Annotated in this window: 16 protein-coding genes and 1 pseudogene; 8 read left to right on the forward strand and 9 right to left on the reverse strand. The window is 70.0% G+C overall.

Annotation, left to right across the window (positions count from 1 at the left end; all coding sequences use genetic code 11):
• Positions 1–3: 3 nt before the first annotated feature.
• Both HGB44_RS22755 and HGB44_RS22760 read right to left on the reverse strand, forming a co-directional pair.
• Complete coding sequence (locus tag HGB44_RS22755) at positions 4–1,803, reverse strand: ABC transporter ATP-binding protein (protein ID WP_061079191.1); 1,800 nt, start codon at positions 1,801–1,803, stop codon at positions 4–6.
• On the reverse strand, positions 1,793–3,598 hold the full coding sequence (locus HGB44_RS22760; protein ID WP_168444118.1) for an ABC transporter ATP-binding protein: 1,806 nt from the start codon (positions 3,596–3,598) through the stop codon (positions 1,793–1,795). The genes HGB44_RS22755 and HGB44_RS22760 overlap by 11 nt, the downstream gene beginning before the upstream one ends.
• 465 nt (positions 3,599–4,063) lie before the next feature.
• On the opposite strand from HGB44_RS22760, the gene HGB44_RS22765 reads away from it, so the two are divergent.
• Positions 4,064–4,531, forward strand: a complete 468-nt coding sequence (locus HGB44_RS22765; protein WP_061079193.1) for a hypothetical protein — start codon at positions 4,064–4,066, stop codon at positions 4,529–4,531.
• Positions 4,532–4,730: 199 nt separating this feature from the next.
• Positions 4,731–7,250 carry a DUF1963 domain-containing protein gene (locus HGB44_RS32535; protein ID WP_082768237.1) on the forward strand — a complete coding sequence of 840 codons (2,520 nt, stop codon included), beginning with the start codon at positions 4,731–4,733 and terminating at the stop codon, positions 7,248–7,250.
• A 203-nt stretch (positions 7,251–7,453) separates the two neighbouring features.
• Here HGB44_RS32535 and HGB44_RS22775 read toward each other — a convergent pair whose 3' ends face one another.
• Positions 7,454–7,732 carry a hypothetical protein gene (locus HGB44_RS22775; RefSeq protein ID WP_061079195.1) on the reverse strand — a complete coding sequence of 93 codons (279 nt, stop codon included), beginning with the start codon at positions 7,730–7,732 and terminating at the stop codon, positions 7,454–7,456.
• Between the two features lie 306 nt (positions 7,733–8,038).
• On the opposite strand from HGB44_RS22775, the gene HGB44_RS22780 reads away from it, so the two are divergent.
• Complete coding sequence (locus HGB44_RS22780; RefSeq protein WP_168444119.1) at positions 8,039–8,809, forward strand: hypothetical protein; 771 nt, start codon at positions 8,039–8,041, stop codon at positions 8,807–8,809.
• A gap of 535 nt (positions 8,810–9,344) precedes the next feature.
• Positions 9,345–10,316, forward strand: a complete 972-nt coding sequence (locus HGB44_RS22785; protein ID WP_061079198.1) for an MsnO8 family LLM class oxidoreductase — start codon at positions 9,345–9,347, stop codon at positions 10,314–10,316.
• A 40-nt stretch (positions 10,317–10,356) separates the two neighbouring features.
• Here the strand turns inward: HGB44_RS22785 and HGB44_RS22790 are convergent, their stop codons facing one another.
• Together HGB44_RS22790 and HGB44_RS22795 are read right to left on the reverse strand one after the other, a co-directional pair.
• On the reverse strand, positions 10,357–11,760 hold the full coding sequence (locus HGB44_RS22790; RefSeq protein WP_061079199.1) for a hypothetical protein: 1,404 nt from the start codon (positions 11,758–11,760) through the stop codon (positions 10,357–10,359).
• A gap of 554 nt (positions 11,761–12,314) precedes the next feature.
• Complete coding sequence (locus HGB44_RS22795) at positions 12,315–12,560, reverse strand: cold-shock protein (RefSeq protein WP_210752038.1); 246 nt, start codon at positions 12,558–12,560, stop codon at positions 12,315–12,317.
• Positions 12,561–12,842: 282 nt separating this feature from the next.
• On the opposite strand from HGB44_RS22795, the gene HGB44_RS22800 reads away from it, so the two are divergent.
• On the forward strand, positions 12,843–13,502 hold the full coding sequence (locus tag HGB44_RS22800; protein WP_061079201.1) for a methyltransferase domain-containing protein: 660 nt from the start codon (positions 12,843–12,845) through the stop codon (positions 13,500–13,502).
• 505 nt (positions 13,503–14,007) lie between these two features.
• Complete coding sequence (locus HGB44_RS22805; protein WP_210752039.1) at positions 14,008–14,472, forward strand: tectonin domain-containing protein; 465 nt, start codon at positions 14,008–14,010, stop codon at positions 14,470–14,472.
• Between the two features lie 170 nt (positions 14,473–14,642).
• Here HGB44_RS22805 and HGB44_RS22810 read toward each other — a convergent pair whose 3' ends face one another.
• The 3 genes from HGB44_RS22810 to HGB44_RS22820 are packed head-to-tail and all read right to left on the reverse strand — an operon-like array spanning position 14,643 to position 15,748.
• The gene (locus HGB44_RS22810) at positions 14,643–14,813 is read right to left on the reverse strand and encodes a DUF397 domain-containing protein (RefSeq protein ID WP_061079202.1); all 171 of its coding nucleotides are present in this window, start codon (positions 14,811–14,813) and stop codon (positions 14,643–14,645) included.
• Positions 14,814–14,816: 3 nt separating this feature from the next.
• Positions 14,817–14,990 carry a DUF397 domain-containing protein gene (locus HGB44_RS22815; protein WP_061079203.1) on the reverse strand — a complete coding sequence of 58 codons (174 nt, stop codon included), beginning with the start codon at positions 14,988–14,990 and terminating at the stop codon, positions 14,817–14,819.
• The gene (locus tag HGB44_RS22820) at positions 14,987–15,748 is read right to left on the reverse strand and encodes a Scr1 family TA system antitoxin-like transcriptional regulator (RefSeq protein WP_061079204.1); all 762 of its coding nucleotides are present in this window, start codon (positions 15,746–15,748) and stop codon (positions 14,987–14,989) included. The genes HGB44_RS22815 and HGB44_RS22820 overlap by 4 nt, the downstream gene beginning before the upstream one ends.
• A 235-nt stretch (positions 15,749–15,983) precedes the next feature.
• Here HGB44_RS22820 and HGB44_RS22825 point away from each other — a divergent pair.
• Positions 15,984–16,433 (forward strand): annotated as a pseudogene (locus tag HGB44_RS22825) (ATP-binding protein).
• A 396-nt stretch (positions 16,434–16,829) separates the two neighbouring features.
• Here the strand turns inward: HGB44_RS22825 and HGB44_RS22830 are convergent.
• Positions 16,830–17,486: a TetR/AcrR family transcriptional regulator gene (locus HGB44_RS22830; RefSeq protein WP_061079205.1), complete on the reverse strand. Its 657-nt coding sequence runs from the start codon at positions 17,484–17,486 to the stop codon at positions 16,830–16,832.
• Between the two features lie 113 nt (positions 17,487–17,599).
• On the opposite strand from HGB44_RS22830, the gene HGB44_RS22835 reads away from it, so the two are divergent.
• A complete protein-coding gene (locus HGB44_RS22835) occupies positions 17,600–18,316 on the forward strand; it encodes a hypothetical protein (protein ID WP_061079206.1) in 717 nt (238 codons plus the stop codon).
• Positions 18,317–18,417: the final 101 nt, after the last annotated feature.

An 18,417-nucleotide genomic window follows, 5' to 3' on the forward strand; every position in this document is an offset into this window, starting at 1 on the left:
TGGTCACCTCTCGATCCGGTAGGCGCGGGCCTGGATCCCGTACAGCTCGGCGTAGCGTCCGCCGAGCGCCATGAGTTCGGTGTGGGTGCCCTGCTCGATCACCCGCGCCCCGTCCATGACGACGATGAGGTCGGCCATGCGCACGGTGGAGAAACGGTGCGAGACCAGGAGGGTGATGTGGTCGCGGTCCCTGAGGGCTCGGGCGCGCTCGGCGTACCGCTCGAACAACAGGTGCTCGGTCTCGGCGTCCAGGGCGGAGGCGGGTTCGTCCAGGAGCAGGAGCAGCGGGTGGTCGCGCATGTAGCCGCGGGCGAGCGCGACCCTCTGCCACTGCCCCTCGGACAGTTCGGCTCCCTCGGCCCAGGTGTTGCCGAGCTGGGTGTCCAGACCCCGGTCGAGCCGCTCGACCAGGGCGCGGGCGTCGGCGCGCCCGACCGCCCGGTCCACGGCCTGTTCGTCCCCGGCCCGGGGCAGGTCGCCCAGGCCGATGGACAGGCGCAGCGGGTACTCCAGGCGCGCGAAGTCCTGGAAGGCGCCCGAGAGCCGCCTCCGCCAGGCCTCGGCCGACACGTCGGCCAGGGGGACGCCGTCGACCAGGATCCTCCCGGAGTCGGGTTCGTACATCTTCGCCAGGAGCTTGACCAGGGTGGACTTGCCCGCCCCGTTCTCGCCGACGACGGCCACCACGGCCCCCGCCGGAAGGTGGAGCGTGACCCCGTCCAGCACCTTCCGATCGGTCCCGGGATAGCCGAAGGAGACGTTCTCCATGGTGATGCCGGAGCGCATCCGCTCGGGCACCGGCCCCACGGTCCGCTCGGCGGAGGCGGAGGCGAGCTCCTCCAGCCACAGCAGGCGGCGTCCTCCCTCCAGCCAGATGGTGCGCAGGAAGTGGACCTGGCGCAGGGTCTGGCCGATGTACTGGGCCAGGCGGCTTCCGGCGGTGAGCAGGAGGACGACCTGTGCGGCCGAGCCGGTGCCCGCCGCCACCCACGCGACGGAGGCCGCGAACGCGCCACCGAAGACCGCCAGCGCCGCGGCCTGCCACACCGTGGTGGCCCAGCGGGCCCGGGCCATGGCCCGGTGGCGTGCGGCCCACGCCTGGTGGCGCCCCGCGCGCGCCCGTTCCCGGGCCCGGCTGACACGCAGCTCACGGCCGGGGGAGGCCTTCGTGCCCAGCAGGAAGAAGTGCCTGGCCAGGCGTTCGTGGTGTCCGAGTCCCTCCTCCAGCTTGTGCTCCGCGCCGCCCCGCCAGTGGGAGACCACGGCGGTGGGCACGGCGAACAACCCCAGCAGACCCAGCAGGGGGTGGATCGTCATCAGCAGCGCCATGGTCAGGCCCAGGCGCAGGAGGGCTCCGATCACCTGGAACAGGTACTGGTAGACCTCGCTGAGGGTGTCGGCGTGGTCACGCAGCAGCTGGACGCGGTTGACGTAGGAGGGGCGTTCGTGGTGTTCCAGGGAGGGGATGCCGCTCTGGAGCCGGACCACGTGCGCTTCCATGAACACCGCGGCACGGTCGGCGAAGCGGCGGTTGGCCCTCTCGCTCACCACGCGCAGCAGCCAGCTCAGAGCGGCCAAGGCCCCCAGGAGCACGGCGGCGGTAACCATGTCGACGGGGCCGCCGGAGAGCACCGCCTCGGTGAGCATCGCCAGGACGGCGGCGATCAGGACGTCGGGCAGGGCGGCCCCGATCGTGGTGGCGGATGCGACGACGATGAGTCCCGGTGAGGCCGTCCAGCCCAACCGGAGCGTGCGGCCCAGGCCCCGCCAGGACGAGGGCAGAGGGTGGTCCTCAGTCGGCATGGCTGGCTCCGTCCCGGTCATCGGTCGACTCTTCGTTGAACCGTGCGGCCTGGAGTTCGAAGAGGCGTTTGTAGGTGCCCCCGAGGGCCATGAGCTCTTCGTGGCTCCCGAGTTCCACGACCCTGCCCCGGTCGACGACGCAGATCCGGTCGGCGCGGCGGACCGTGGAGAAGCGGTGGGAGATGAGGATGGTGGTGCAACCCCTGGTGGCCTCCAGGACGCGGTCGAAGACCTCGGCCTCGCCGCGCACGTCCAGCTGGGCGGTGGGTTCGTCCAGGACGACCACCCCGGCTCCCCGGCTCACGGAGCACAGGACCCGGGCGAGGGCGACGCGCTGCCACTGTCCGCCGGACAGGTCGGTGCCGTTCTCGTATCCCGGGGAGAGGATCTGGTCGAGGTCGCGCAGGTCGGCGGCGCCCGCGGTGGTCAGGGCCTGGAGGACCTCTTCCGGCGTGGCTCCCGGGGAGGCCACGTTGTCCTTGAGGGAGAGCTCGTAGCGGATGAAGTCCTGGAAGATCGCGCTGAGGCGGTGGCGCCACGATTCCAGGTCCAGGTCCCTCAGGTCCGTGCCGTCGACCTCGATCGTTCCCGAGACCGGGTCGTAGAGGCGGCACAGGAGCTTGACCAGCGTCGACTTGCCCGCACCGTTGACGCCGACCACGGCCAGCGACTCCCCGGCCGCAACGGTGAGGTCCAGTCCGTCCAGAACGGGCGTGGACATGCCCGGATAGGTGAAGGTCACGTCGCGGAACCGGATCTCGGAGGCGGGCATGCCCTCCGCCGGGGTCCGTCCGGAGACCACCGAGCGGGACGCGGCCGTGGTGGTCATCGTCCGCTCCACGCGCAGCACCGACGCGACCCCGTCGGCGGCCAGGGACAGGGCCCAGTTCAGGCCGCCGAAGGCCAGCGCGCTTGCCCCGACGGCCGCGTAGGCGAAGGTGCTCACCTGGCCCGGGTCGACGGCGCCTGAGGCGGCGTCGCGGCCCAGGGACCAGAAGAACAGCCCTCCGGTGACGGCAAGGACTACCACTGCCCAGCGCATCGGCTTCTGCCGCAACCGGGTGGCGTGCCAGCGCAGTTCGACCAGGGTCCGCCGGTCCGAGGCGAAGCGGTCGGTCAGCCAGCTCGCCAGGCCGAAGAGCCGGATCTCCTTGGCGGCGGGAGAGTCCACCGCCAGCCGGTAGGAGTACTCGGCGCGGCGTTGGGCGTCCAGGACCTCGCCGGTGTTGCGGTCCCACTGGGAGCTCTCGCGCAGCAGCCAGTGGGTGGAGAGCCAGGCCCCGCCCACCAGGAACGGTGCCCACCACGCGTAGGCGGCCAGGACCACCGCCTGTGCCAGGCCCGCGACCGCCTCGACCAGGCCGCCCGCGATGATGCCCATGGACAGGTGCAGGGGCGGGCCGGTCATCCCGAGGTCGAAGTCCCGGGCGGCGGTCAGCTCGTCCATGTGCGCACGGTCCTCCAGGTGCGCGACGCCCTCGGGGGAGAGCGCGGCCACGAGCAGGCGGTCGTGCAGACGGTCGGAGACGTGTTCGCCCAGAAGCGAGCCGATCTGGTTGTGCAGGGGTGTCAGGAGCTGCATGAGGACGAAGACGACACCGATCAGGAGCAGCGGTGTCCGGAGGGGGTCTCCGTCGGCGACGGCGCCGACGAGCATGCCGACCGCCACGACGAAACCGGCCGGAAGAACGCCCTGGAACAGGATCAGCGCCCACCAGGCCGCGGTCAGCCCAGGATGCGACCTCCACAGGGTGGCGAAGAAGACCCATTCCCTCCGTCTCCTGAGCAAGGACATCGAGGCGCTCTTTCCAGGGCACGCCATTTCGTCTGCGGCAGGGATGGGCACCCTGTACACCAGCCTTTCTTTCGGCAATCCCAGTTTGGGGGCGGATCGCTTCACGCGGTCAACGGGCGCCGATCCGCATTCACGGCGCCCGTGCCCGGTCGGGGGACGGAGCGGATGAAATCACCGGGCCTCGCTGACCCCGGCTCGGGACAGGACTGCGCGGGTACAGGCGAACAGGTCAAAGGCCGGGCATCACCGTCACAAGCGCGGGAGTGGAGAGCCGGGAATGGCCTCAGGGCGGACACGGAAACCTCGGGGGACCGCTCGGTTCGGGCCCCTCGGTGACCGTGAAGCCCGTGTCCGCTTGCGCGGCAGCCTGGACCGTCCCCACCGGACTGTCCGCACCACGACGGACCCTGGAAGAGTCCTACCGGACCCGGTGGTCCGGTTTACCGATTCCAGGAGGTCACGGCGATGCTACTGGCGAGTTTCTCCACTCTGGTCTCAACCGACTACAAAATCATCGACATCCACGACAGCGACCGCGAAATAGAATACACTCCTTCGCTTCGGCTTCCCGGACGGACCGTTCTCGGCGTGGACACAGGGCACATCTACATCAACTGTGCGGAGGACCTCGCCCGCATTCTCGTCAGTATGCACGTCTGGGACAGCGCCCCTGGTAAGAACGTCTACCAGGGGTGGTCGGAGCCCGAAGAAGCAGAACTCTCGTGCGCTTCGGGGACGATCCACGTGGACCAGTGGACGAGAGGCCTCGCGGACGTGTGGCACCTCCCCGTTTCCGGTGATCTGCACGTCAGTGTGCGATCCCAAGGACGCGACACGGTGAGGCAGCGGGTCAGGGAAGTCCGCAGGCAGGGCGGGTCCGTACGGGAGGTGGACGGCACGGAGGGGTATCTGATCGATGCCTGGCCCCTGTGAGGGGTCCCGGCCGAGCCTGAAGCGGCGGACGAGGTCGGCGTCCCACAGTGACCTGTCCCGCTCGTCCAGGGGACCAGCTCGCCGTGGCCCCCGGTGCGCGCGGGGCGGCGCTACCCCTGAGCGACTGCCCGGAGAGGGCCGTCCGGCCGAGGACGCGGTGGCGAAGGCGTGTGTCCGAGTCTGCCCCTAGTCTTCCGGCATGTACGAATCTGAAGCAGGAACGGCTGTCTCGGGCGGCGGCACGGACACCGCTACCCGGGTGGCGTCAGCGGTGCGGGACTGTCTCGCGCCGCTGCGGGTGTCGCAGGCCCACGAACCGGTCGTCGAGCACGTGCTGCGCGGTACCCGCCCGGAGGCCCTGGCGGCGTTGCGGGAGCGGCCGACCGGCGCCGACATGGTCGCCGGACCGGACGCGGTCTGGTCGGCCGACCGGCTGGCGGCCGTGGCCGACGGGCATCCCGGCTGGTCGCTCCGGGACGCCGAGGCCGCACGGCTGGTGCTCTACCGGCTCGCGCCGACCGACGTGCTCGCCCGGTTCGGGCAGGTGCTGCACGCGGCCGCTGACAGCACCCCGACGTCCGGGGAGCCGTCGTGGCTCCTCGTTCTGGCCGACGACGTGGTCCGTGTCTGCGGCGCCTCCGACGGGGCCGACGCCGACGATTCCCAGCGGCGGTGGGACCCCCACACCCTCACCGAGGTGGCCCGGGCGGGCGGCGCACCCGGCCGCACTCCCGTGCACGCCGTCCTGTCGGCGCTGCTGTACTCGGACTCCCGCCACTGGCCGTTTCGTCGGCACCGGCTCCTGGAGAGCGACGCGGGCGTCGCGTTCCTCGCTGGGCACGCCGACGAGCTCGCGGACGTCGTCACCGGGTTCGGTCCCCAGCCCCGCAGGTACGTGGCGGACCGGTGCGCGCACAGGCCGGAGGCGCACGCACAACTCGCCGCCGAACTGGCGGTGGACGCCGAGGCGAGCGTTCGCGCTCAGGCGCTGTCCGCCCTGGCCCGGACCGACGGCCCCCGCCAGGTGGACCTGCTGCGACGGCACCTGCGGACCGCGCCGCCGGACCGTCTGCCGGACGTCCTGGCCCGCCTGGCCGACCTCGACGGCGGCGTCGCGGCGATCGAGGAGGCCCTGGCCGACGGCGGCGACGGGACTCAGGACCCCGGGCGCGAGGGGCTGCTGCGCCGGGCCGCCTCCCGGGTGCGGGCGCTGAGAACCGCGGAGGCCGCCCTCCCCGTGCCCGACGTCGCCGCACCGCAGGACGCGGGCCTGGCGGAGGAACTGCGGACGCTGGGGGCCGGGGGCGGGTCCGACGGGGACCGTTCCTGGAACGGCGTCGAGGGGAGGGTGGCGCTGATGCCCGACGTCCGCGCCCTGCGGGACGCGTTCCGCGCCGCCGGGATGTCCGACGCGGACCGGCGGACCGCCTCGCTCCTGGTCACCCGCACGGACTCCCGCGGACGCAGGATCGGCGCCTTCCTCACCCCGGAGGACGCCGAGCGCTGGTGGCCCCTGTTCGCCGAGCGCCTGGACCTGGCGGACGAGTACCTCGACGGCGGCGACGGGAGGCGGCACCCGGACGAGTCCGCCGTCGACACGACGACGATGATCCTGACCATCCTCGAACGCTTCCCCGCCGCCCCGGAGGCCCTGGTCCCGCGCCTGACCTCGCTCGCGCTCGGCGCGAACCGCCACCGTCTGGCGGCCCGGCGTGTGCTCGGTGACCACCCGGGTGCCCGGGCGGCCGCGGCGGCCGCGCTGTCGGACGCCGACGCCAGGACACGGTCGTCCGCTGCGGAGTGGCTCGCGGGGCTGAACGAACCGGGCGTGGTGGGGCCGGAGCCCGGCTGGGAGTTCGGCGCGGGGGTGCTGCACCCGTCGGCGAGGGCCCTGCCCGCATCGGTGCTGTGGTGGCTGGACCGGTTCCGGGAGCAGGCGCTCGACAGGGGGGTTCCGGCGGACGACGTCGACCGGTGGCTCGGGCTGGCCCGACCGAAGCTGCGGACGGCGCGCGACGGCACCGGCACGGTCGTCGGCAGGCTCGGCGGTCCGCTGATGCTCCCGCCGGACGCGCCCACCCCGGGCACGCTGTGGGACGCCGACGACCCCGACAGCCGCGACGATCACCAGCTCATCGCGACGCTCGACCTGGCCGCGATCCCGCCGGAGGCCACCGACATCCCGCTGCCGCCCGACGGCCACGTGCTCCTGTTCGCGAACGTCGAGTTGGATGACGTTCTTCTGCCGGGCGGCGCCGTGTACGTCCCGGCGGGGACGCCGGTGGAGGAGCGCGAGACCTCGCCCGACTACGAGCCCTACGAGTACGACTCCCCCGAGGACCTGGACGAGGAGCTGCGGCGCACTGGTGACCTGCGGCTGATCCCCGGCGTGGGACTGCCCTCCTGCCCCGCCGACGACCGGACCCTCGCCCTGCACCCCCACGCGGAGACGCTGCAGGAGGTCTGGTCCGAGCAGTCCGACGAGGGCGGCGAGTGGCAGATCGGTGGCTACGCCGCGGACTTCGACGGCTACGGGGACCCGGCACGCGCCTCGGTGAACATGGAGGAGGGCGGGCAGCACTCCAGCCCCGAGGACTGGGTCCTGCTCGCGCAGTGGGTCGGGGTGCCGATGGGGGTCCTGTACTGGACCATCACCCGTCAGGACCTCCAGGCGCGCCGCTTCGACCGCGTCGTGGTGCAGATGTACTCCAACCCGTGACGGTGCTCCGGAAGCGGACTCCGGCCGTCGGCGCGGCCGGGGTTCCCCTCCGGGCGGAAGCCGTCACCGCACCACGGCATCGGCATCGGAGCCGTTCCTCTTGGCGTGCGCTGTAAGGAAACGGGGTGGGAGAGAACCCAGTCAACCACTGCCTTTACGACGTAGATCGCAACCATTGTCAGTGAGCAACGAGCACGAGGATGTCAGTACTCGTCCTCCGTCTCCTCCTGTGCTGACGGTGAGTGCTCAAGAAGGAGGCTGAACCGGACAGCCGGGGCGACGGCGAGCTCCCCCTCGACGGTGACGGCCGTCAGTCCGGCGTCGGCCAGGCCCTCGGCACCCGCACTCCGATCCGCGCCGCGCAGCGCGGCGCCGGACCCCACCAGCGCGGCGAGTACTGCGGCCTCCTGCGCGCCGAGCGGGTGCACCCGCTCGGCCGCGCTCGTGAGCGCGGCCCGCTGTTCCCCGGAGAGCACGTCCATCCGCGCCCCAGCACGTAGGTGTGCGGACCAGTGCGGCGCAAGGCCAGCGGCCCGGCCGCCTACGGGTGGTCCTGGAGGTGGTCGAGCGCGACCCGGAGCCGGTCCTGGGGCCAGTCGAGCGCCTGGCACAGCGTTTAGGTGTGCAACGGCACCCCGGCGTGGGCCAGCGCGGCCAGGACCATGCGAGCGTCGGCCTCGGTGGCGGAGTCCTCGGAGGCGGGCTCGGCGGCTCCGCCACGCCCGTGAGAGATGGCCAGATGAGGCCTACCCCTGTTCGCTGCGGGCACCACCCGGCACAATGCGCACATGCGATGGACGTGGGTGGCGGGATCAGCAGCGCTGGCCTGTGTCTTGGTGGCGGTGGTGCTGTACCGGGCGGACCTGGAGACGCTCTCCTGGGTGGCGGGAGCGGGCTCCTTCATCGTCGCGGTGCCCGCCTTGGCCCTGGCCGCCCTCCAGGCCTCTCCCGGACGCAGGGCCGAAACCGCGGCTGCCTCGGATCTCGCGCAGACCGGTCCTGTGGCCATGGCGCTGAAGACGCCCGCCATGGTTTTCAAACAGCGGCTGCTGCAAGCGCTCATAGGGCCGGCCATTTTCGGCGGGATGTTTCTGGCCGCGCTGGCAACCGACGGCCCGGACGCGCCGGTACTGGCAACCCTGCCCGGCAATTGGCCGATAGCCCTGGGGCTCTGCCTGCTCCTCACCGCGGTCTTCGCGATGGGGGACCTAACCGACGGCAGGAACGTGCTGGTCGTAGACAGCGCGGGCATCACCGTGCTCTCCACCCAAAAGGACAAGTGTCGCTCCATTCCCTGGGAGGGGGTCGCCCTGGTCCGCGTGGCCGTCAAGTCCGGCAACGCGCACGTCGTGGTCACGTTCACCAGCCTGAAGGCGCAGGCGGAAGCACTCGGCTCCAACCGCTCCGACTGGGAGGGGCAGCGGCACACCTCAACCGTGGCTCAGATGATTCTGAGCACGGGAAACACCGAACGCCTCGAGACGCTGGAGCGGATGCGCTCAACACTCGCGCGGTTCGCCGGCGACGCCTACTCGGGAGGCGGATCTGGCGGAGGCTGATAATCGAGTAGTCGGTATTCGGCTCTGACCGTCCCGTGCCGTCACTCTGCGTCGTGTTCGGGGGCGCAGCGAGACCACGGAGCACCAGTTGCCGGGTCGGCATCATGTCCCATCCTCAGAGCCTGAACCCCGGCGACGCGGTGCTGCTCAAAGCGATCCTCGGCCAGTGCCCCGAACTCGACGCCCTGTCCGGACACGTTCGCGACTTCGCGCAAATGATGGTCCGTCGCGAAGGGCACCGGTTGGATGAGTGGCTCGCCGCCGCGTCCACAGAGCCCCTTCCCGCGCTGCGTTCCCTCGACCGCAGCCTCAGTCATGACCACGAGGCGGTCCGCGCCGGTCTGAGCCTGCCTTACAGTTCCGGAGCGGTGGAGGGGCACCATGAACAAGATCAGTGCCAGAACCCATTTTCGTGCTCGCCGACAGACGCCCCCCGGGACCGGAGATCCTTCCGGCCCACAGGGCTCGCGGCGAGTACGCTCCGGGCGGAGGATGACGATGCGCTGTCCCACCACACGGACGGAGGAGAGAACCGATGCGGGTCTCCCTGCTTGACCGCTCACGGACGCGCAGCGGCGAGTCCGACGCACAGACGATCGCGACGACCGTCGAGAGGGCCGTGCGCGCGGAGGAACTCGGCTTCCGCCGGTTCTGGACCGCCGAGCACCACGCGGTGCCCGGTATCGCCAGCTCGGCCCCCACCGTGCTGCTCGCGGCCATCGGTGCCCGCACGCGCGGCATCCGCCTGGGCACGGGCGGGGTCATGGTCCCCAACCACAGCCCGCTGGTGATCGCCGAGCAGGCGCTGCTCCTGGAGGCGCTCTTCCCCGGCAGGATCGATCTGGGACTGGGCGGTTCGCTCGGCTTCACCGCTCCGATCCGGCGCGCGCTCGGGCGCACCGCCCTGGGCGAGGGCGAGTACCCGGCCGACGTCGAAAGGATCCGCGAGTATCTGGGCGGGCGGGCCGAGATCACCGCCAGACCCAACGTCGCACCTCCGCCGGTGTTCCTGCTCGCCGTCCGGGAGGGGCTGGCACTCGCCGCCGAGCTGGGGCTTCCGGCGGTGGTCGGAGGGCCTGCCCTTCGCGACCCGGGCAGGATCGCCGCGTACTTCGAGGACTTCCGTCCGAGCCCGACCGCACCCGCTCCCTACCTGGTCGTGAACGTGGACGTCTCCGTCGCGGAGACCGAGGAGCGCGCCCGCGACCTGCTGCTGCCCGAGGCCTGGGCGTACGCGGACTCGCGGGAGGTCGGGGAGTTCCGCGCGCTCCGACCCGTCGAGGAGGTACGCCGAATGCTGGGCGGGACGAGCCGCGACAGGAAGCGCAGGGAGGTGCACGGCTGGATGGACTCCGCGATCGCGGGCACTCCTGAGCAGGTGGCGGACGCGCTCACCGACCTCCTCAACCGCACCGGCGGTTCCGAGGTACTCGCCAACGTCAGCACCTACGACCGCGACGAGGTCCAGAGGACCGACGAGTTCCTCGCCTCACTCCAGACCCGGTGACAGGCCACGGGTCCGCCGGGCCGTGTATGCCGCCGGGGCCTCAGGCGGCGAGCTGTCGGCGGAGCCGGTCGATGATGGCCTGACGCGCGGGCGGATGCGCGGGCCCTGTCTCCCGCGCGGGCCCTCCCTCCAGCGCGGGAGCGTCATCGGCGGCGGTCGGCCTTCCGGCCACGAGCGAGCCCAGGATGCGCTCGGTGAGGGCCGGTTCGAGATCGGGAACTCCCTCCCCTGCCAGCTCCTCGCTATCGGGCCCCGCCCCGTTGGACCCCGACCTGTCGGGCCCCTCCCCTCCCCCGCTCAGCCCGGGCGGCCCGGGCGGTCCGGGCGGTCCGGGCGGGGCCGGTGGGTGCACGAGTGCGTCCGGCACCGGCCGGCAGGGGCCGCCGCACGCCCGACAGGTACCGCCGGGAACGTTGCGAACGCCGGGGTGATCGGGACAGGTGCGCACCGCCGTGCCTTGGGCGTCCACGTCGAACCCCGGCGGACGGGCGAAGGGGTCTCCGTCGTCGGGGCCGCGCTCGTCATCGGGCCTTCGGGGCGCGGGAATCCCCGTCTGCCAGGGCGTCGTGGGCGCGATCCCCCGCCCCAGGACTCCCGTGAGGAAGGCGCGGGCCTCGGCCGGGCCGCGCAGGCGCAGCATCAGGGCCGGGAACGGACGGCGCAGTCTCCCCGCGCCCCGGACGAGGGCGGTGAGTTCCTGTTCGGTCAGGCCCGCGTCGCGCAGGCGGAGCAGAGCGCGGGTGAGGGCGGCCCGGTCAGCGCGCGGGTCGTTGAGGGCGGCGTCGGGGACGTGCCGGAGCAAGGGGTGCCCGTGTGAATGGTGTGCGTTCCGGGGATGTGCGTGCGGGGGACGTCCGTGCGTGCTCGGCCGCGCGGGTTCGGGCCCTCCTGCTGTGTCCGGGCTCCTCCGGACGGAATCGGGGCGCTCGTCGGAGGAGAGGTGAATGGGATACAGGTGTGTGGGTCGATTCGACCCGTCGCCGAGGTCGATTCGAACCGTCGCGGCCTTCCTGATCCGGGGGCGGGTGGCCTCGTCCAGGGGCTCCTCCCCCAGGGCCGCGCGGACGGCGTTGATCTCCTCGCGGACCGGTTCGGGGAAGTCCTCGGCGGGGACCAGGAGTTCGAGGACGAGCGGAAGGCGGTCGTGTGAGCGGGTGCGCTCCTTGATGTCCTCGGCGAAGAAGGCGCGGGTCTGACCGGGGTCGAGCTTGCGGACCAGCCCCGCGGTGACGAGGTCCGCGATGGCGCGCTTGGCCACGGAGAGGCTGAGCAGGTGACCGGACCGGCTGACCAGGGTGTCCAGGCAGAGGAAGCACCAGCGGCCGTCGAGGTCGGCAGCGCGGGCGATGACCGTGGCGGCGATGAAGGAGCGGGATGTGGGGAAGAGTCCGGCCTCGCGGGCTTCGTTGACCCAGATGTCCGGTATGAAACCAATTCCGCGCATTGCCCCGCGGGGGCGTTGGCGCGGGCCGAAAAAACGGGCCGAATCACGGCGTTCGGTGGTGGCACGGAGAGCGGGGGCGGTAGACTCCATGACGAGTCGCCTTCCTGGTTGAAGCAGGTAGGTGGCGCGGCCGGATGCTTGTTTGCTCAGGCGTCGGCCAAATCCCGGTTCGGTGTTGGTAGCACCGACCGGGATTTTCCTTTTCGGGGAACACGCTAGCGCAGCGAACACGAGTTCGCGTAATTTTCCCCCAAGTCCGCACATGCCAGAAGCCCGAACTGTCTGCCTTGCGCGATAATTCACATAGTGCGGTTTTGCTCTTTATTCTCCGATTGGCACGGAAAAGCACCAGTGCGGGGCAGCCCGGGTTCGGTCGCCACCCCCGCCCCGGTCGGTGCCGCGCTCCGGACTCGGCCGGGTGGGCCGCGCGGACGCCACCGGCACCGGCCGGGACCGCCTGGGCCGAGCTTCACACGCCGTACACGACGAAGCCCCCGTGCCCGGGAGAGGCCGGGTACGGGGGCTTCGCGAGCTTCAGCTCGGGCGGGCCTTGCCTATCCTTCCACCTGAACCTTGTCTGCCTGCATCCCCTTCTGACCCTGGACAGCTTCGAAGCTGACCCTCTGGCCTTCCTGCAACGACTTGAAGCCGGTGCCCTCGATCGCCCTGAAATGAACGAAAAGGTCGGGACCGGACTCCGGTGTGATGAAGCCGTACCCCTTCTCGTCGTTGAACCACTTCACTGTGCCGGTCTGGCGCTCAGCCACGTGTCTTCCCCATCGGTAGTAGGCGGTTGCCATCAGCGAACCCCAAAAATCATGGCATGGGATCGCCTCGGAAAGACGCAGAAACGGCCGGAAACACCCGACTTCGCGAACCCTGCCCCGGGCACGCTGCGGCTTCACGCTCCAGGGCGCCCCGTGTACTCGCGGAGTCGGGCTGCCGCCGTCCGTTCCGCACGGAACCCGGACGAGGCCGGCACCTGTGCGGGCGCCGGTCTCTTCCGTTGTTTCCCTGCTGGCCCGACCGCGACATGGCTACCTTGTCCGGGTCCTGTCTCCTGAGCCGCGAGGACCGCAACCATGGCCGACCCGACCACGGACATCCCCTCCTACTGGGACCGCTACGCCCGAGGCGTCACCCCACAGGGCCCGGAGGAAGCGCTGGCCACCGCTCTGGAGTGGACCCAGTACCCGGGACACGGGCCCGGATTCGAACTGCTGGGGGAACCCGCCTCCGCGTTGGAGCTGGGGTTCGGGCAGGGGGCGGCCGTCGCCGCGCTCGCCGCCCGGGGCGCGAAGGCCGCGGGGGTGGACGTGTCACCGGTGGCGGTGGAGCGGGCCCGCCACCAGTGGGGACATCTGGACGCCGAGTTCCATCACGCGGACGTGGTCGAGTTCCTGGCGGGCACCGGTCAGCGGTGGGACGCCGTCTACTCGGTGTGGGGCGCGGCCTGGTTCACCGATCCCGACGTGCTGTTCCCGCTGGTGCACGACCGTCTGGAATCCGGTGGAAGGTTCGTGTTCTCCTGCGCGCCTGCGGTTCCCGGGTCGTACGGGGTGCAGGGCATGTACGGAGGCGGGTTCACAGGCCGCCGGGTGTGGGTGTACCGGTGGGCCTACGAGCCCGCGGTGTGGAAGGAGATTCTGGTTGGTCACGGGTTCCGTGAGGTGCGCGTGTGGGAGGAGTTGGCCCCGGAGGCCGACCATGTGGGAACCCTGGTCGGAACCGCTTCCCGCTGAGTTCCCGTGCCGCCGCCGGAACAGCCCACGCTGGCAACGACGTCGACCGTCCGGCGACCGGCCTCCGGCCACTCCACGCCCCTGGACCACCGTCGGCACACGGAAATACATTTCGGGAATCTTCTATTTTTTCACCTATAGTGCATTTGCCATCTCCATATCACGAATCTTTTTGCGTGTGGACAGTTTTTTAAACATTGGCCGAAACGGGACCAAGGGGATTGCGTACCCCCATCCTCGGGCATCCCAACGGAAGCGGCGCGCGAGGTCGAGAAAGGCGAAAATTCCGCGATTCCACTGAGAAATGGCGGAACACCGTCGTGCCCGCCCCGTTCAGCGGATTCCTTTCCGGAAGAGGCAAGGGGGCAGCGGCCGGTGTCCGGGCTGCTGAAGTTCCCCGCGTTCAGCGTCGCCCCACAGGTACACCGGTCGCCCCCGGACCAGCCGTGCCACAGGTGTTCCTGACAGTTCAGCGCAATACCCCGAATGAACGGAGACGATCAACATGGCGCACTGGAAGCAGATCTCCGGAGCCCTGACCAGGATCTCGGCAGGCTCCCGCACCAACGTGTGGGGCGTCAACGCCAGCGGATCCATCTACCGCTACACCAACGACGACGCCAACCCCTGGGTCAAGATCCCCGGAGGACTCACCGACATCAGCGCCGCCGCAGACGGCACCGTCTGGGGCGTCAACGCCAACAACAACATCTACCGCTACACCGGCGACCAGGGCTCCTCCCACTGGAAGCAGATCCCCAGAGCCCTCACGAGGATCTCGGCAGGGTCCCGCACCAACGTGTGGGGCGTCAACGCCAGCGGATCCATCTACCGCTACACCAACGACGACGCCAACCCCTGGGTCAACATTCCCGGGGGGCTGACCGACATCAGCGCCGCCGCAGACGGCACCGTCTGGGGCGTCAACGCCAACAACAACATCTACCGCTACACCGGCGACCAGCCCTGATCCGGGTCCGCAGCAGGTGAGGGCCTCCCGCGTCGACGGAGTCGCGGGAGGCTCCCCGTTTGCCTCGTCCTGTGGAACGGGGTGCCCACACCCAGCGAACACACGCCCAGCGAACAGATGAGACCGGCCCCGCCCACCACGCCTGGGCGGGGCCGGTTCGCGCTGTGCCTCTACTGGACGCGCACCGCCGCGAGCAGGGCGGTCCACTCGTGCGCCGGGGCGGACAAACGACCCAGCTGCCGGTTCTGGGTGTCGCGGATGCTGGTGACTACACCCTCGCGCACCTCCACACATGCCCCCTGGTTCCCGCTGTAGCTGGACTTGTGCCAGTCAGGCTTCACGGCTCATCCCTTCGTGACAGCGAGAACGGCGGCCCACTCCTGACGAGCGAACGTTAGGTACCCCTGGTTCCGGTTCTGAGTGTCACGAACGTCCGAACCAGCCCCGTGCTCGCGGATCTCAACGCAGTTGCCCCCGTTGGCGCTGTAGCTGGACTTATGCCATTCGGTGGTGTTCATGTGAGCTTCCTCAGTACATCGAGCGAGAGTGCAAGTGGCAGGGAGGCTGCCAGCGCGGTGGTGGCTTGACCGGACAGCCTGTCGTACGTGCTGTCCTCGTGGATCACGTTACCGTCAGCGTGATCGCTGACGACCGCGAGTTCCCCTGATTCCAGGCGGAAGAGCATCAACGGAGCCGAAGGGCCGAGGAGCGTCGTTCCCTCAGGCACAAGGTGCACCGCAACCCGCCCCGTTTCAACCCACTCGATGAGGTACGGCACCTGTGCCCGACGAAGGGCTTCAGAGAGGCCGGATACGGCCGTAACAGGGAAGACAGCCGTCACTTCAAGATCAGGCAGCTCCTTCAGCCTGCCGGTTCGCAGAGCCACCAAACGATCGATCTCCTTCGCCGTCGCGAGCGGTTGTGCCGTCCGGAACACACCACGAGCGACCTCCGGACACTGCAACAGGCCCGGAACAAGAGCAGGTGCCACAATGCTGAGCTGCCTCGCGGCGCGCTCTATGGCTTCCAGATCCCGGGCCCACTCGGGCAGAGCATGTCCACTTGTGACCTGACGCCATGCAGAGATCAACTTCCCGTCGGCACGAAGTTCCTTGTCCAGTTTCTCCGCAAGAGGTCGATGCGGAAGGGATTGCCCGTTCACCCAGCGGGACACCGAGGCGGCAGAGCAGCCTATCCGGGTAGCCAGTTGATCCTGGGTGAGGCCTTGCAAATCGCGGAAGGCCTTAATGAGTTCACGAAACGGGGGGTCGCTCATGCTCGGAATATTACGCGGAGCTTCCGAGGCCTGTCTGGCCTTTTCGCAAGTTCTTCAGGTAGTGGCGTGAGTAGAGCACGAAAGACCAAGGTTATGACTCGAAAGCCCGGTGCAACCGTGAGGTGGCCAGGGAGCACAAGCACGTGATGGCAGCGAAAAGCCCCGGAGACCGAAGTAGAGAGCGGTCGCCGAGGCCATATGCCTCACCTGTCCGCAAAGAGAAAAGGTGAGACCAATGAAGTCTACCGCTCCGCCCCTCCCACTTCCACGCCGATTGTGCTGAACCTTCACCAAATCAGGCATTCTGCTCGGTCCCAACCTCGGTCGCGTCAAGGTCGCCCGCCGCTGGGCCGCCCAAGCCACCCGCTCCCGCCCCGGCCTGGCCGAACCGGTCGGCATCGCCGTGTCGGAAATGGTCACGAACGCGCTGCGTCACTCGGCGTCCGGACTTTCCCACGGCACCATCCGCGTGGAGATCGAACGCACCCCGCGCCACCTCGAACTCCGCGTCACCGACAACGGACCCCGCCCAGGCGAGAAACCCACGTTCCCGAGCGTGCCCGACCCCGAACCCCTGCGCCCCAGCAGCAACGGCCTACGCCTGGTCGAAGCCCTGTGCTCCTACTGGGACTGGAAGCAGCACTCCTGCGGCGCGATCACCGTCCGCGCCGTCTTCCCCTGGTAACCCGCACCTCGCTGTGAGCGCTCAGCGCTCCATGCTCCGCACCACCCGACCTGCCCCCGTGCCGGTGCGGACAGGCCGACGCGAAGAGCACCGGCCCGAAGCCCCGCCCTCCCCTTCCCCGGGGAGGCGGGGACGCCCCACCAAACACGCACAGAACACAGAACGCAGAACACCGGACACGGAAAGCCCCTCATGCCCGACTACCGCTACCTCCTCGACGGCCGCGTCGGAGTGAGAGCCCTTGGGCGACCTCACGAACACGCGAAACGACCACCGCCTCACCAGGCGGGGAACCCGAGACGCCGATCGGCACACGGTGCCGGGCGGTGGGGAACAGGACCGACATGGGCCTTGCCCCCACCGCGAACCTCACAGGCCCCTTGCGACGTGCTAGCCCTAGCTCCGCGACTCCTCGGCGGCCTCAGGGTCTCCAGCCGCCCCCTTGACGGCTTTTTCGGAAGGCGGATAGGCGTCGCGCAGACGTTGCACGGTAGCCGTCACGACGGCGCGGACGTCCGTCTCCTGCAACGGGGCGGAGAACAGCGCCGAACTGAACGAGAGACCCTCGATCAGGGCGAACAGCAGGAGCGCCTCGCGGTGCAGCGCCTCCTCGTCGACAACACGGTCGGCCAGCGCTTCGCGCAGCAGCGAGCGGATCAGCTCCTCGGCCGCGAGGGACGTCGCGGCGATGTCGGCCGCGAGCTCCGGGTCCGTGCGCGCCATGACACGGTATTCGACCAGGGCGATGTTCTCCCGGTGCTCCTGATCGCTGGTCGGCGTGGCGAAGGCGATCACATCCGCGATTCGCGCCACCGGGTCGTCGGACATCCTCGCGTCGCGGCGCGCGGCGCGCTGCATGAGGACGCCCAGCGTGAAGCGCATGACCTCGCGGACGGTGTCACCGAAGTAGTGCCGGATGCTCCCGATGGCCAGGCCGGTGCGTGCGGAGATCCGGGTGAGGGTCACCGAGCGGATCCCGTGCTCGGCGATCTCGTCGATCACGGCGTCGGCGACCTGCTCCCGGCGGGCATCCGGGTCGACTCTCTTGGGCATGACACCATCCTAGTCATTTTTTGGCATGCGTGTGCTACTTTATTTGGCATGAGGATGCTAAATAGGTCCCGTGGCGGTGTTCCCTCCCGTCCCGGCCCCGGACAGGACCAGACGTGAGCAGCTGGCACGACCCCTGGAACGGTGCGGCGCGGAAGAGGCCTCACGACGACGGCCGGATCGACGGCTTCGACGGGCTCGAAGGTCTCGACGGGGACGCGGGAACATGGTCGACGCCCGCTCCGGATCCGGGAGCGCCGTTGCCACCGTTCCGCCGCTCCCTCTCGCTGCAACGCACGCGCTTCGCGATCGACCTTCCCGACGCGTCGACGGCGACGGTCGACGTCGACCACCTGTCGGGCCGAGCCTCGCTCTACAGGGACGCCCGGCACGTGCGGACCTGCGACATGCCGGTCCGGTTCCCTCTCGGATCGGACGGCATCGAGGTCGCCGCGAGCAGGTACGGCATGCAGCGGATCCACCTGATCAGCGCGGACGGTAGCCAACGACGCCTCGATCCCGCACCGGGGACGCCCGAGCACCGGCGCGCTCAACTCTCCCGGCAACACCCCAGGATCGGGCGCGCCCTGGCCGCCGGCGCCGTCATCGTGCTGACGGTCAATCTGATCCTCCTCGCGCCGCAGCTACTCGAACTGGTCACCCACCTGCCGCTCTGGGCGGATCGCTTCACCCCGTTCGTCTCGCCCGTCGACCTGCCGACATGGGCGAACACGGCGCTCACCATCACCGCGGGCCTCGCGGGGACCGAACGAGCGCTCACCTTCCGCCATCACCGGCTCCTGGACGCCGAGACCGAGGGGATCGGGAGCTGACATCCCCGCACCAACCGGTCAGGGTCGCTGCCTGATCGAGCATCTCAGCGCGCTCGACCAAGAACACCCCGTCAACCGCCGCCGCACCCTCGTACACGACT

Origin of the sequence: Nocardiopsis alborubida (genome assembly GCF_012396365.1) — a bacterium.
GTDB classification, from domain to species: domain Bacteria; phylum Actinomycetota; class Actinomycetes; order Streptosporangiales; family Streptosporangiaceae; genus Nocardiopsis; species Nocardiopsis alborubida.

What these genes read in the sequence shown, in the direction of transcription:
- HGB44_RS22780 (WP_168444119.1), top strand. Translation starts at nt 8,039, where the DNA reads ATGCGATGGACGTGGGTGGCGGGATCAGCAGCGCTGGCCTGTGTCTTG.
- HGB44_RS22790 (WP_061079199.1), bottom strand. Translation starts at nt 11,760, where the DNA reads ATGCGCGGAATTGGTTTCATACCGGACATCTGGGTCAACGAAGCCCGC.
- HGB44_RS22800 (WP_061079201.1), top strand. Translation starts at nt 12,843, where the DNA reads ATGGCCGACCCGACCACGGACATCCCCTCCTACTGGGACCGCTACGCC.
- HGB44_RS22775 (WP_061079195.1), bottom strand. Translation starts at nt 7,732, where the DNA reads ATGGACGTGCTCTCCGGGGAACAGCGGGCCGCGCTCACGAGCGCGGCC.
- HGB44_RS22820 (WP_061079204.1), bottom strand. Translation starts at nt 15,748, where the DNA reads ATGAGCGACCCCCCGTTTCGTGAACTCATTAAGGCCTTCCGCGATTTG.
- HGB44_RS22755 (WP_061079191.1), bottom strand. Translation starts at nt 1,803, where the DNA reads ATGCCGACTGAGGACCACCCTCTGCCCTCGTCCTGGCGGGGCCTGGGC.
- HGB44_RS22760 (WP_168444118.1), bottom strand. Translation starts at nt 3,598, where the DNA reads ATGTCCTTGCTCAGGAGACGGAGGGAATGGGTCTTCTTCGCCACCCTG.
- HGB44_RS22765 (WP_061079193.1), top strand. Translation starts at nt 4,064, where the DNA reads ATGCTACTGGCGAGTTTCTCCACTCTGGTCTCAACCGACTACAAAATC.
- HGB44_RS32535 (WP_082768237.1), top strand. Translation starts at nt 4,731, where the DNA reads ATGTACGAATCTGAAGCAGGAACGGCTGTCTCGGGCGGCGGCACGGAC.
- HGB44_RS22785 (WP_061079198.1), top strand. Translation starts at nt 9,345, where the DNA reads ATGCGGGTCTCCCTGCTTGACCGCTCACGGACGCGCAGCGGCGAGTCC.
- HGB44_RS22805 (WP_210752039.1), top strand. Translation starts at nt 14,008, where the DNA reads ATGGCGCACTGGAAGCAGATCTCCGGAGCCCTGACCAGGATCTCGGCA.
- HGB44_RS22815 (WP_061079203.1), bottom strand. Translation starts at nt 14,990, where the DNA reads ATGAACACCACCGAATGGCATAAGTCCAGCTACAGCGCCAACGGGGGC.
- HGB44_RS22830 (WP_061079205.1), bottom strand. Translation starts at nt 17,486, where the DNA reads ATGCCCAAGAGAGTCGACCCGGATGCCCGCCGGGAGCAGGTCGCCGAC.
- HGB44_RS22795 (WP_210752038.1), bottom strand. Translation starts at nt 12,560, where the DNA reads ATGGCAACCGCCTACTACCGATGGGGAAGACACGTGGCTGAGCGCCAG.